The sequence below is a fragment of the Streptantibioticus parmotrematis genome (genome assembly GCF_019890615.1).
Lineage (GTDB): Bacteria > Actinomycetota > Actinomycetes > Streptomycetales > Streptomycetaceae > Streptantibioticus_D > Streptantibioticus_D parmotrematis.
On sequence record NZ_JAINVZ010000012.1, the window covers coordinates 100,681 to 112,880 of the forward strand.

At 73.4% G+C, this 12,200-nt stretch carries 9 protein-coding genes, 1 tRNA gene and 1 other RNA gene; 6 read left to right on the forward strand and 5 right to left on the reverse strand.

Translation table 11 applies throughout. From position 1 onward, the window contains the following. Positions 1-459: 459 nt before the first annotated feature. Positions 460-556: signal recognition particle sRNA small type (gene ffs, locus K7472_RS18685), an RNA gene on the reverse strand. A gap of 72 nt (positions 557-628) precedes the next feature. Here ffs and K7472_RS18690 point away from each other — a divergent pair. After that, positions 629-713 (forward strand) — tRNA-Ser (locus tag K7472_RS18690). Between the two features lie 212 nt (positions 714-925). Here K7472_RS18690 and K7472_RS18695 read toward each other — a convergent pair. Beyond that, positions 926-2,572 carry a bifunctional NAD(P)/FAD-dependent oxidoreductase/class I SAM-dependent methyltransferase gene (locus K7472_RS18695; protein WP_252395844.1) on the reverse strand — a complete coding sequence of 549 codons (1,647 nt, stop codon included), beginning with the start codon at positions 2,570-2,572 and terminating at the stop codon, positions 926-928. 76 nt (positions 2,573-2,648) lie between these two features. Between K7472_RS18695 and K7472_RS18700 the strand changes: the two genes are divergently transcribed. The 3 genes from K7472_RS18700 to K7472_RS18710 all read left to right on the forward strand — a co-directional run bounded on the left by K7472_RS18700 (position 2,649) and on the right by K7472_RS18710 (position 5,788). After that, positions 2,649-3,206: a helix-turn-helix domain-containing protein gene (locus K7472_RS18700; RefSeq protein ID WP_222979508.1), complete on the forward strand. Its 558-nt coding sequence runs from the start codon at positions 2,649-2,651 to the stop codon at positions 3,204-3,206. Positions 3,207-3,294: 88 nt separating this feature from the next. Next, the gene (locus K7472_RS18705) at positions 3,295-5,283 is read left to right on the forward strand and encodes a PE-PGRS family protein (RefSeq protein WP_222979510.1); all 1,989 of its coding nucleotides are present in this window, start codon (positions 3,295-3,297) and stop codon (positions 5,281-5,283) included. A 295-nt stretch (positions 5,284-5,578) separates the two neighbouring features. After that, positions 5,579-5,788, forward strand: a complete 210-nt coding sequence (locus K7472_RS18710) for a restriction endonuclease subunit S domain-containing protein (protein WP_222979518.1) — start codon at positions 5,579-5,581, stop codon at positions 5,786-5,788. A gap of 279 nt (positions 5,789-6,067) precedes the next feature. On the opposite strand, the gene K7472_RS18715 is transcribed toward K7472_RS18710, so the two are convergent. Continuing rightward, the gene (locus tag K7472_RS18715) at positions 6,068-7,435 is read right to left on the reverse strand and encodes a tetratricopeptide repeat protein (protein ID WP_222979520.1); all 1,368 of its coding nucleotides are present in this window, start codon (positions 7,433-7,435) and stop codon (positions 6,068-6,070) included. Between the two features lie 386 nt (positions 7,436-7,821). Then, positions 7,822-9,231 carry a MocR-like pyridoxine biosynthesis transcription factor PdxR gene (pdxR, locus tag K7472_RS18720; protein WP_222979522.1) on the reverse strand — a complete coding sequence of 470 codons (1,410 nt, stop codon included), beginning with the start codon at positions 9,229-9,231 and terminating at the stop codon, positions 7,822-7,824. 47 nt (positions 9,232-9,278) lie between these two features. Between pdxR and K7472_RS18725 the strand changes: the two genes are divergently transcribed. Continuing rightward, on the forward strand, positions 9,279-10,514 hold the full coding sequence (locus tag K7472_RS18725; protein WP_308013974.1) for an MFS transporter: 1,236 nt from the start codon (positions 9,279-9,281) through the stop codon (positions 10,512-10,514). Between the two features lie 83 nt (positions 10,515-10,597). On the opposite strand, the gene K7472_RS18730 is transcribed toward K7472_RS18725, so the two are convergent. Further along, complete coding sequence (locus K7472_RS18730; RefSeq protein WP_222979524.1) at positions 10,598-11,479, reverse strand: SDR family oxidoreductase; 882 nt, start codon at positions 11,477-11,479, stop codon at positions 10,598-10,600. Between the two features lie 84 nt (positions 11,480-11,563). Between K7472_RS18730 and K7472_RS18735 the strand changes: the two genes are divergently transcribed. Continuing rightward, entirely contained in the window at positions 11,564-12,145 is a 582-nt protein-coding gene (locus K7472_RS18735; RefSeq protein ID WP_222979526.1) for a TetR/AcrR family transcriptional regulator, read from the forward strand. The last annotated feature ends 55 nt before the right edge of the window (positions 12,146-12,200 follow it).

Consider the following 12,200-nt stretch of genomic DNA (forward strand, 5'->3'; position numbering starts at 1 on the left):
GCCAAGCCTGTGCGGCCGCAGCCCAGCCGAAGGCCCCCGCCCACGATGGGGGACCCCTCGACACTCCTCTCAGCCCCCGTACGCGCCTGTAGAGCCCTTGACACCGTGGCGGAGGCCTTCGGCCGGGGCGTCGGATATGGCTGGAAATGGCAGGTGCGGGACTGGTTGTGGGAGGTGAGTGGGCGGAGGAAGCGGTGACCGGGGCCCGCGCCTGAGGGACCTCCGCGCCATGCGCGGGGGCGCGCCAAGATCCTCCGAAGCCCTGCCGAGGTCTCCCGGAACCTTCCTCGGAACCGGAACCGGAACCGGAACCGGAACCGGAACCGGAACCCGGAGCCCGCAGCCCTTCGAGCTCTCTGTCGCCTTCGTCACACTCACCATCCGGGCAGAGGTGGGTGGCCGGACGGCGGGGTGGTCCCGTCGAGAACGCTCCACGAGGCGCGCGAGGTCCCCGGAGCATGCGAAGACCCCCCACGTACCCGCCAGAGCCCACCTACCCTTGCTGCCTTCCGGCCCTGGGGGAGTTCAGCGAGATAGCGCCACGTGAGGGGCTGCGCCCAGCGTACCCGATCCCCGGCACCGGGATCGAGTTCGCAACCACCCCCCGCGGTCTTGTAATGTGTGCGGCGGAGGATTCGCCTAGTGGCCTAGGGCGCACGCTTGGAAAGCGTGTTGGGGGCAACCCCTCACGAGTTCGAATCTCGTATCCTCCGCACCCTGCCCGTCTGGGCAGACGAAGGTCCCGACCGGTTCGCCGATCGGGACCTTCGTCGTGTGGGCCTCAGTTCGAGGCCGTGGACACGATCGACACGTACTCGTCGGACGAACACGGCGTCACCGGCCGACCGTCGGTGCGTTCCAGGTCGTGAACCGGGACGCGGATTCGCTCAGACGTCGGTGCGCGCTGACGGATCCGGTGGCGCGGTCAGGCCGTGCGTCGAGTCGCGCGCAGGACGACGTCGTTGACGTGGTGGGTGCTGGCCGCGCCGGCGGGTCGTGGGCGGGTTTCGTGGGTTTCGACATGCCACGTGTCGGGGTCGAGCGCGGCGGCGATCTCGGCGATGCCGACGAAAGCCTCCGGGTCGTACATCCGGGTCTCGGTCGCCACGTCCACCGGGTCGCGCAGCGGGGTGAGGTCGTGGTGCACGATCAGGAGCGTGCCGCCGGGGGCGACCGCGGCGAGCAGGCTGCGCAGGCCGCGTTGGTCGGGCGTGCGCTTGAACGAGCCGTACTGCAGGGAGACCAGGTCGAAGGTCGCGGTGCCGAAGGGCTCGGGATCGTTGGCGTCGCCGCGTACGAGGTCGAGAGCGAGCCCGGCGCGTTCGGCCTCGGTGCGTACCCGGGCGAGCGCGTTGCCGGAGATGTCGGTCGCGGTCACCTTCCAGCCGCGCTCGGCCAGCCAGAGGGCGTCGGCGCCCTCGCCGGTTCCGACGTCGAGCGCCCGGCCCGGGGGCAGGGCGGTGACCTCGTGGACGAGCGTGCCGTTGGGCTTGCCGCTCCACGTTCGGTCGGGGCCCCCGTAGCGCTGGTCCCAGTCGGCTTCCTCGCCCGAGTGCCGGACGGCGGCGCGCAGGTCCTCCTCGGCGAGGCTGAAGGCGATCATGGCGCCGACCTGGCTGCCCTGGGCGGCCGACGGCAGCACCTGAAGGCTCGGGTCGGTGACGTTGCCGGCCGCGTAGATCCCCGGTACGGCGGTCTCGCCGCGCGGGTCGACCGCGAGGACGTCGCCGGCGCCGGTCGGGTGCGGGGTGGTGGTGAGCCCGACCCCGGCCAGCACGTCGGCGCGTGCCCGGAACCGCGAGCCGACCACGACGGCGTCGGCCTCCAGCACGCGGCCGTCGCCGAGTTCGACCCCGGACACCTCGCCGTCCGGCCCGGGGAGGACCCGGGCGACCTCGCTGCGCTCGACGATGACGCCGGAGGCGGCCAGGGCTTCCACGACCTCCTCGTCAAGGCCGGTCGGGTCGTGCAGCACGACGGTCAGCCGGTCCGTCAGGTGCCGGAACAGCGGGGTGGGGTGGAGTCCCAGGGGGTGCGTGACGATCTGCACCAGGCGTTGGGCGCGTACCTCGAAACCGTGGCAGAACGGACAGTGGATGACGCCGCGCCCCCATCCCCGCGCGACGCCGTCGATCGCGGGGAGCTCGTCGGACAGACCGGTCGCGGCGAGAACGCGGCGGGCCACCAGCACGTGCCCGCCGGTGAGATCCAGCCGGAACCGGCCGTCGTCGCGACGACGCACCCCCACGACGCGGCCGGAGAGCACCTCCCCGCCGTACGCGCGCACCTCCGCGCGCCCGATCTCCCTCAGCTCGCCGGGCGCGGCCCCCTCGCGCCCCAGGTAGCCGTGCATGTGCGCGGCCGGGGCGTTGCGGGGGGTGCCGTCGTCGACCACGACGACGCCGCGCCGCTGGCGGGAGAGTTGCAGGGCGGCGGCAAGACCGGCGGCCGAGCCGCCGATCACGGCGACGTCGCAGTGACGTTCCATGGTGGGGTGCTGGTGTGCGTGGCCGACGTGTCCGGTGGGCTCGGACGGGGCCGGAGGTCGGCTGGGTGCGGGGTGCTCGCTCATGGATCCGACGGTACTGCGCCGGGCGATATCGGCAAGGGGCCTTGCGCAATTCGCAAGACGTGTCCACCATGGACACATGAACGGAGTCGCCGACATCGAGGCCCTGGCGCGGTCGCGTCTGCGCAGCATGCGCACCACCCTGGGGTACTCCCTCGACGAGCTGGCCGAGCGCACCAACATCAGCCCGTCGACCATCAGCCGCGTCGAGACGGGCAAGCGCACACTGAGCCTCGACGTGCTGGTGCCGCTGGCCAACGCCCTCCAGGTGAGTCTCGACGTGCTCTTCGAGGTGCCCACCGACGACGACGTCGTCATCCGTCCGGTCGCGCACAGCAGCGGCACGCGGACGACATGGCCGCTGAGCCGTCCGGACGGGCGCACGGTCGCGATGAAGATGCGCCTCGAGCCGTCCGACGCGTCGCCCGGTCAACGGGTGCACCCGGGTCACGACTGGTTCCTCGTGCTGGAGGGCCGCGTGCGGCTGTGGCTGGGCGAGCGGCGGATCGACGTCGACGCGGGGGAGGCGGCGGAGTTCGCGACGATGGTCCCGCACGCGATCACGGCCCTGGACGGCCCGGCCGAGTTGCTCATGGTCTTCGACCGCGACGGACAGCGCGCGCACGTGCATCAGTGAGGGCATTGAGCGGGAAGCAGCACGATGGGCCACCCGGGGTCGCGGCGAGGGTGCCGGGGGTCGCGGTCGACGGAGGAAGATGGCCTCCATGGGGGACGAGAAGGACGCACTACGGGAACTGCTTCATCGCGCCGGCCTGGAGGTGGTCGGCCATGGGCGGGCCGCCGATGCGCGGCCCGCGGCGGCTGCCTGGCGGCCGGTGATCGCCGGGGGCGCGGACCCCGTGCTGGCCGTACCGGACGATCACCCCGAGCTCGTCGCGGAGTTGAATCGCCAGTGGCACCGGCTCGCCGTCGAGCACGACGTGATCAACGCCGAGGGTGAGTTCCTGATCAGCGTTGCCAACCAGGGCTGCTCCTGCTGCGCACGCGGTCACTGGACCAGGGTGCGGCTGGCGGATCGCTGGGATCTGGCCGGGCTGCTCGGTCCGAAGCCGGGCCAACCGGAGTTCGTGGCCATGTCCTTGGAGGGAGAGAGCGTCCTCGGCTCCACAACCGAGGAGTACGCGGTCTGGTTCGTCGTCGTCAACCCTTTCCCGCACTGGCTGGAAGCGTCGGCGCGGGCCCAGGCGGCGGAGAGCCCGCAGGAGCGTGAGACCGGCTGGGGAACCGTCCTGCGGTGCAAGACCGCCTCGCCCGGGTTGCGAAGAGCGTGGCGCGACGGGCTGGCCAGGAACCGAGCCGCGCCCGCGTCGGTGTTGCTTCGCCTCCTGGACGTCACCCCCGAGGAGCGCCTGCCGTTCTGGCTGATCTACCGCGAGCTCCCCGAGGAAGTCGTCGATGCCTGGGTCGCCCACCCGGAATGGCGCGTGCGCAAGGGGCTGGGAGAGCGACGGCTGCTCAACGCCGCGCAACGCGCCGAACTCTTCCAGGACTCCGACCCCGGCCACCGACGGCTCCTTCTCGCCTGCGCGGTGGACGAACGGTTGGCGCTTACCGACGCGACATACTCTCAGCTCGCCGCCGACCCCAGTCCGCGCGTGCGTGCCGAACTGGCCCTCCACCGCGACCTGCCGGTACGGCATCTCACCGAGTTGGCTGTCGACCCGGACCCCCGGGTACGCGAAGCGGCCGTCGCACGCGCGTGGGTTCACCTGGCCCCCGCTGCCCGGACCGCCCTCCTCGTTGACCCGGAGGCCGTTGTGCGGGCCGAAGCCGTCCTGGAGCAGCACCGCTCGTTCCCGCTCTCAGCGGCCGACTTCACGGTCCTTCCCAGCGACCGGCACCGTGAACGCGCCGCCTGCACCTGCGTACTCAGCCGAGAGCTGGCCCAGGGTCTGGTAGGCAGTCCCGACATCAAAATGCGCGGCGCGGTAGCGCGGAACCCGAACCTGGACGCCGTGTTCGTCGCTCTGCTCAGCCAGGACCCCGAGCCCCACATCCGCTACCTGGTCTCTGTCCGACCGGACCTCACGGAAGCGGAACGCTCCCGCATAGCCATTGAGTTTGATCCTCGTGCCCGCTGCCGCCCGCTGCCGTGGGTCCGCGAACGGGAGGACGACGCCGAGGCCATGCGCCGCTGCGCCACCTCTTCGCACGTGATGCTCCGCCGGAGTGCCGCCTGGTCGAAGAACCTGCCGGCCGATGTGGTCGACCTGCTGGCGCACGACGATGACTGGGTCGTCCGGTTGTTCCTGGCCGAGCACTGTGCTCAGGCCCCGGCTGAGCTACTGCTGGAGATGGTGCGCGGCTGGAACGGCTACTCCGCGGCGGAGATGGTCAGTCACCCCAACTTCCCCCGGCAGGGGACTGCGTGCTTCGCGGACGATCCCGCCCCCGCTGTCCGCATGCTCGCCCTCCTCGATCCCGAGTCGGGCCCCGAATTGGTGGAACGGTTCAGCCGGGATCCGGACTCAGGCGTTCGCTGTCAGGCCCTGCGCGACCGACGTCTCTCCACCGCATCGGTGATCCGACTGCTCGACGACCCCTATCAGAGCGTCAGGGACCAGGCAGCAGCCGACCCACGCCTGCCCACCCGCGTTCTGGCCCGCCTCCTGTACAGCACGGCGACCGCGGACCGCGCCGCCGCCAACCCGGCCGTTCCCGAATCCGTGATGCACCACCTCCTGGAGCGGTAGCCAGGCCGCGCTGTCAGTGTCTGTCCCCCGTCCGGGAGCGGGGCCCACGCCCTCGGACGACGCCGGCATTGAACTCGGCGTCGTTCCAGCGGAGTCCGAGGGCTTCGCTGTCGACGGAGGCCGGTAGGAGGGGGGATGACCTGGGGGCGGCGTCGCGGTGCCGGCGGTTCGTCGACGAGTTCGCGGACCAGGGCTCCGTCCGCCGGCCGGTCTCGCCTCCGACTACCTGGCGGCCTACCTGCGGAGTGCGGAGGCACGCGCGTGGCTGGACGCGCACTCCACGGGCAGCACGACGATGCGGACGATCTCGGCCGCGGCTCTGAGCGGTCTCCCGGTACCACTTCCCGAGCTGGGCACACAACACGCGCTGGCCACCGTGATGGCCCGGGTAGCCGACTACGAGAGGCAGTTGAACGGCGAGCTCACCCTGCTGGAACGGTTGCGTCAGGACGCGCCGACGGCACTCCTGGAGGGCGGTTCCCACGACATGCCACCGTTCCGGTGAGAACCGGAGTCCCGGGTGCCGCAGGGCAGCTCTGGGGGGCAACGTATCTCTTCACCGTCTCGCGGGAGAAGGCGACTCCGGTACGTTCATCTCCAGGCGATGACCTACGCGGCGCCGGTGTCCCGGTCCCACCGACCTGGCCGAACACATTTTTCACGGCTGCGACGGGTCGTACCGCCGGTGGCATCCAGGGCACGACCTGGTGGGTGGTGGATGCCGACCACCTGCTGGCAGGTGTCGACCCCGACGAGTGGCCGCCCTGGTCTCGTCGGACTGCGGTCAGGTGAAGCGGGAGCTCGGTACCGGGCCCATGGCTCGGACGCGGTCGCGGGGGCCCTGGAGCCAGGTGGCGGCCGCCGCGGTGGCGAAGGTCGTGAACGCGGGGTCCGGGTCGGGCGGAGTGGTGTCGTCACCGGGGTCGGGCTCGGGACTCGCCGCGACGATCTCCGCCGCCAACTCCGCCTCCGAGCGCGGGTCGGCCGGAAGCCGGTCCGCACCGGAGCCGTCGGGGCGGCCCTGGAGCTGCTCGCCCCACGGCGGAGTGACCGCCTGCGCCAGCAGGCCCACCGAGTCGGCGGTGACCGGCGGGGTGTCCGTCCAGCAACTGGCGTGCTCGTGGAGGACCTGGCCGGGGGCGCGGGCCGTGAGCGCCCGCAGCGCCTCGACGCCCGCGTCGGGTGCCTCCGGCTCCAGCAGCTCCTTCAGGTCGTAGGCCACGACGAGGGTCGCCTCGCGCTCCGGTTCGAAGGGCACCGCGGGCAGGCCCAGCAGCTCGGCCGCGGCCAGGCCGAGGATCCGGCTGCCCCGGTCGGGGAGCAGCGAGACGGTGGTGGGCCGCTGCCCGCTCGCCTCCAGGGCCAGGCGCAGCCGCTCGATTCCCGCGCGGCAGGCGGCGTAGGAGTCCTGCAGGTAGGCGTAGCGGCCGCGCATCCCCGCGTCGAAGCCGTATGGCGAGAGGTGGCCGAGCAGCGAACCACGCAGCACGTACTGCCAGCCGCGCAGGTCGTCGTGGTCCAGCGGTGCCGCGCCCGTGGCGCGGACCGCGGCGGCCCGGGCCATGACCCGGGCCAGGCGCGCGTGCACCGGCTGCCACATCTCCTCGGACGGGGCGGCAAGCTTGGCGAACTGCTGCTCCGCGAGGTCGAGTCGGCCGGAGGTGACCGCGTCGAAGACGAGCAGGTAGCGGTCCGGCCAGTCGTCCAGGTCGTCCTCGTGCGGAAGCAGCAGGTCCACGGCCTCGCCGTGCCGGTCCTGGTCCTCGTACGCGGACACGAGCTCGCGGCGCGGGCCGACGGCCTCCGGGTGGGTCCGCACGACCTCGCGCAGCGCCGGGATCGCGAGGTGGGCGACGCCCCGCTCGACGCACGCGTAGCCGAAGTCATAGAGGGCGCGCCCGTCCTGCGGGTCCCCGACGACCTTGGCCGCCGCCTCGCGCAGGTCGTCGAAGCCCGCCGCCTGCGCGGCCCGCCCGGTCACCCGGGCGATCTCACCGAGCGGAGCGCTCTCGGCGCAGTCCCGCAGCGTGCGCAGTGCGCCCGGCACGTCCCCGGCGTCCAACCGCGCCCAGGCCTCGGCCACTTCGGCGCTGTCGAAGACGGGCCCGGCGGGCTGGGCGGAGGGGGTACGGCGATTGCGTCGCGAGAACATGCGGCCGAGCGTCGCAGGCCCGTCCGGCCCCGGGCAAACGAATACCCCGCTCCTCCTGCGCCGTCCCCGTCGCGGACCCGCCGGTTCATCGCCGCCCGCCGGGGTTCAGGCACGCTCCGGCCCTGCTCCGGCGGGCCTTCCCGCACCGGGGGAGGGGGAGAGCGGTCTCGTGCGCGTTGCCAGGAAGGTGAGGGGTCCCCGTCGTCCGGGCGCCGTGGGCTTGCGATGCCTCGCAAGGGATGCCGGGCAGTCCTGGGGGCGCAACGTGGATCAGAGACCTCGAGACGTTGAACGGCCCGGCGTGCACCCACGCGCCGGGCCGTCCGGCGTGACGGGAATCCCACGGCATGGCGGGAATCTCACGGAAGCCGCCACGGGCCGACGGCTCACCGCCCTCCCGCCAGCAGGCTTCCCACTGCCGCGACGCCCCGCGCAACGGCTCGTTCGCTCACGTTGCCGAAACCCAGGACCAGTTGGGGTGGGGCCGAAGCGGGGGCGGATCGGTACGGGGTGACGCCGTAGAGGCCTACGGAACGGGTGCGGGCGGTGGTGCGGATGGCGTTCTCGTCGGCGTCGGCGGGCAAGTGGGCGACGGCGTGGAAGCCGGCCGCGAGGCCGGTCACCGGCACGTGCGGCGCGTGTTCGGTGAGCGCGGCGAGCAGGACCGTGCGGCGCGCGGCGTAGGTGGCGCGCATGCGGCGCAGGTGGCGGTCGAAGCGTCCGGACTCGATCAGCCTGGCCAGCGCGAGTTGGTCGAGGGTGGGCGTGCCGCGGTCGCTGCGGTGCTTCTGCTCGGTGATCGCCTCGGCCAGGTCGGGCGGGCACACGATCCAGCCGATGCGCAGGGCGGGGGCGAGGGACTTGCTGACGGTGCCGATCGAGATCACCCGGTCGGCGGCCAGGCCCTGGAGCGCGCCGACGGGCTCGCGGTCGTACCGGAACTCCGCGTCGTAGTCGTCCTCGATGACGACCGCGTCCCGTTCGCGGGCCCACGCGACGAGGGCCAGCCGGCGTTCGGGGGCGAGGGCGACCCCGGTCGGCCACTGGTGCGCGGGGGTGACGACGACCGCGCGGGCGCCCGTCGCGGCCAGCGCGCGTACGTCGACGCCCTGCCCGTCCACCGGCACGGGCACCGCGCGTACGCCCGCCGTGGCGGCCGCGGCGACGACGGTGGCGGGGGAGCCGGGGTCCTCGAAGGCCACGGTGTCCACCCCCGCGTCCGCGAGGGCGCGCAGGGCGAGGCCGAGGCCCTGGGCGTAGCCGTTGCAGACGACGATGTGCCGCGGGTCGGCCGCGGCGGCCCGGACCCTGCGCAGATATCCGGCCAGCACGTCGCGCAGGGCCGCGCTGCCGCGGGGGTCGCCGTAGTCGAACTCCGCGGTCGGCATGGACCGGGCCGCCTCACGCAGCGCCCACAGCCAGTCCTGCACCGGGAAGGAGCCGAGGTCCGGCACGCCGCAGCGGAAGTCGGCCACCAGGCGCGGCGTGGTCGTCCGCGGCTGGGGGACGCCCGGCGGGGCGGCGGCGCCGGTCGCCACGCGCGTGGCCGAGCCGGGGCGGGTGGTCAGGTATCCCTCGGCCTGGAGCTGGGCGTAGCACTCCTGGACCAGGCCGCGGGAGACCCCGAGGGTACGGGCCAGTTCCCGTGACGACGGCAGGCGTTCGCCGATCCGCAGGCGGCCGGTGCGGATCGCGTCCCTCAGCCCGTGCTGCACCTGCGCGTGCAACGGCCGGCCACTGGTGCGGTCGATGGCGAGCAGCAGCTCGGGCGGGGAACTGGACCACTCCTGGGGCATGGAACTGGAGCTTATCGGCGATCCGGTCGGGCTCTTAGCGTCCATCCGTGACCGCAACGCCTGTCTCGAATCCTCCGACGACCAGCGCCCGACCGCCTCTGCTGACGCGGCCGTTGCTGCTGCGCTTCGTGTCCATGCTGGGTGCCTCCGCGAGCTTCTACCTGCTGCTGTCCGTCGTACCGCTCTACGCCTCGACCGGCGGCCGGGGCGGAGGCGGAGGCAGGGGCGGGGGCGCGGCCGGACTGGCCACCGGGGCGCTGATGGTGGCGACGGTGGTGGGCGAACTCGCCACGCCCGTCCTGGTACGCCGTTGCGGCTACCGCGTCGTGCTGGCCGCCGGCCTGGCCCTGATGGGCGCCCCCGCGCTGGCGCTCGTGTTCTCCCGCGATCTCGGGTGGATCGTCGTGGTCTGCCTGCTGCGCGGACTCGGCTTCGCGTTCACCGTCGTCGCGGGCGGCGCGTTGACCGCCTCCCTCATCCCGGCCGGACGACGCGGCGAGGGGCTGGCCGTGGTCGGCATCGTCAGCGGGGTCCCCTCGCTGCTGGGGCTGCCGCTGGGTGTGTGGCTGGCCGCGCACGCGGGCTACGGGACCGTCTTCACCGCCGCAGCCGTGGCCGCGCTCGTCGCGATCCCCACCGTGCCCGGCCTGCCCGACCGGATCCGCGCCTCCGGGCGGCCCATCGGCGTCACCGAGGCGCTGCGCACGGCCGAACTGCTGCGTCCCGCCGTGGTCTTCGCGGTCACGGCGCTCGTGGCCGGGATCGTCGTCACCTTCCTGCCGCTCGCCGTCCCCGTCCCGGCCACGAGCCTGGTGGCCGCCGCGCTGTTCGTCCAGCCCGCGGCGGCCACCCTGGCACGCTGGCTCGCCGGGCGGCACGGGGACCGGCACGGCTCCGCGGGCCTGGTGCTGCCCGGGCTGCTGCTGTCCGCCGCCGGTACCGCGCTCATGGCGCTGACCCGCGACCCGGTGGCGGTGATCGCCGGGGTCGGCCTGTTCGGCATCGGCTTCGGCGTCGCCCAGAACGCCACGCTCACGCTGATGTACGCGCGGGTGCCCGCCGCCGGATACGGCACGGTCAGCGCGCTGTGGAACGTCGCCTACGACGCGGGCATGGGCCTCGGCGCGGTGGTGTTCGGCCGGCTCGCGGCCCGGACCGGCTACCCCTGGGCCTTCGGGCTGACCGCGGTGGTCATGCTCGGCGCTCTCGTGCCCGCCCTGACCGACCGCGCCGCCGCTGCCCGCGCCGCGAGCGCCGACCGCCCGCGTCCCTCCCGCCGCTGACCACGAAGCGGTACGCGAGGGGGCGGCCCCCCGAAGGGCGCCGCCCCCCGAAGGCGCCCCCGGAGAGGCGCCCTCGCCCGTTCTCAGGGCTGGATCTTCTCCAGGTCCTCCAGCAGGCTCGGGTGGACCGGTTTCCAGTCGAGGGTGGCGCGCGTGTGATCGCTGGACGCGGGCTGGTCGGTGGCGAAGACCGGGCCGAGGGCACCGAAGTTCTCCGTCGGAACCGACTCGACGGGCAGCCCGAGCCGCCGCCCGATGACCGTGACGATGTCGCGTACCGCGTCGCCCTCGTCGGAGACGGCGTGCCACGCGCTTCCGGCCGGGGCCTTCTCCAGGGCCAGCCGGAACAACACGGCGGCGTCGAGCGCGTGGACGGCCGGCCAGCGCTGCGTGCCGTCGCCGGGGTAGCCGGCGGTGCCGGTGCTACGGGCGATGTCGGTGAGCAGTCCGGCGAACCCGCCCTTGCCCTCGTTGTGGACCGTGCGCGGCAACCGTACGGCCGAGGTGCGCACGCCCTGCGCGGCGAGTTCGAGGGTGCGGGTCACGGAACGGCTGCGGCCCGCGACGGGGCCATCGGTCGGCAGCGGGTCGGCCTCGGTCGACGCGCGCCCCGGAATCCAGGGCGTGCCCGAGACGGTGACGAGCGGCCGGTCCGTGCCGACGAGGACCTCGCCGAGCGTCGCCAGCGCCGCGCTCTCCTCCGCGATGCCGCGCGCGAGCGCCTCGGGCGAGCTGAAGTCGTTGCTGAACGCGAGGTGGATGACGCCGTCGGCCTGTTCCGCGCCGGTGCGCAGGACCGCGACGTCGGCGAGGCCGCCGCGCAGGACGTCGGCGCCCGCGGCCCGGGCCTTCGCGGCGGAGGCGTCGGAACGGGCGAGGGCGGTGACCGCGTGCCCCGCGGTGAGCAGTTCGGCGACGACGGCCGAGCCGATCAGGCCCGTTCCGCCGGTGATGAAGACGCGCATGGCGAGCTCCAAGGAGTGATGCGACTGTTGTCCCATCACCGTACACCATGATGGGACACATGTCGCATCGTCTAGGCTGGGGTCATGCCGAGATGGAAGCCCGATGCCCGACAGCGCCTGGTCGTGGCGGCGCTCGGCCTGTTCGCCGAGCAGGGCTACGACGACACGACGGTCGCCCAAATCGCCGAACGGGCGGGGCTCACCCGCAGCACGTTCTTCCGCCACTTCGCGGACAAGCGGGAGATCCTCACGGCCGGGCAGGAAGCCCTGAGCCGCCTGCTGGCCGAGGGCATCGACGAGGCTCCGCCGGACGCGTCGCCGCTGACCGCCGTCGCGGCCGGTCTGGAACGCGCGTCGGGCGAGATGACGTCGTTCAACCGCGACCTCGGTCCGCTGCTGCGCGCGGCGATCGACGCGAACGAGGAGCTGCGCAATCGCGAGGCCCTGAAGAGCATCGGCATGGCCGCGGCGATCGCCGACGCGCTGAGGCGTCGCGGCGTCGCGGAGCCCACGGCCCGGGTGGCCGCGGAACTCGGCGTGCTCGCGTTCAAGCTCGGATACACCCGCTGGGCCGACCCCGCCCACGACGAGGACCCGGGCGAACTGGCGACCCACACCCGGGCGGCCTTCGAGGAGCTGCGCGGGGCGGTCGCGGGGCTGCAGTGACGGCGGCGGCAGCTCCCGGCGGCCGGGAAACCGTTTGATGGTGCCGGGTCGGGCG

What these genes read in the sequence shown, in the direction of transcription:
- K7472_RS18735 (WP_222979526.1), top strand. Translation starts at nt 11,564, where the DNA reads ATGCCGAGATGGAAGCCCGATGCCCGACAGCGCCTGGTCGTGGCGGCG.
- K7472_RS18710 (WP_222979518.1), top strand. Translation starts at nt 5,579, where the DNA reads ATGCGGACGATCTCGGCCGCGGCTCTGAGCGGTCTCCCGGTACCACTT.
- pdxR (WP_222979522.1), bottom strand. Translation starts at nt 9,231, where the DNA reads ATGCCCCAGGAGTGGTCCAGTTCCCCGCCCGAGCTGCTGCTCGCCATC.
- K7472_RS18715 (WP_222979520.1), bottom strand. Translation starts at nt 7,435, where the DNA reads ATGTTCTCGCGACGCAATCGCCGTACCCCCTCCGCCCAGCCCGCCGGG.
- K7472_RS18705 (WP_222979510.1), top strand. Translation starts at nt 3,295, where the DNA reads ATGGGGGACGAGAAGGACGCACTACGGGAACTGCTTCATCGCGCCGGC.
- K7472_RS18695 (WP_252395844.1), bottom strand. Translation starts at nt 2,572, where the DNA reads ATGAGCGAGCACCCCGCACCCAGCCGACCTCCGGCCCCGTCCGAGCCC.
- K7472_RS18730 (WP_222979524.1), bottom strand. Translation starts at nt 11,479, where the DNA reads ATGCGCGTCTTCATCACCGGCGGAACGGGCCTGATCGGCTCGGCCGTC.
- K7472_RS18700 (WP_222979508.1), top strand. Translation starts at nt 2,649, where the DNA reads ATGAACGGAGTCGCCGACATCGAGGCCCTGGCGCGGTCGCGTCTGCGC.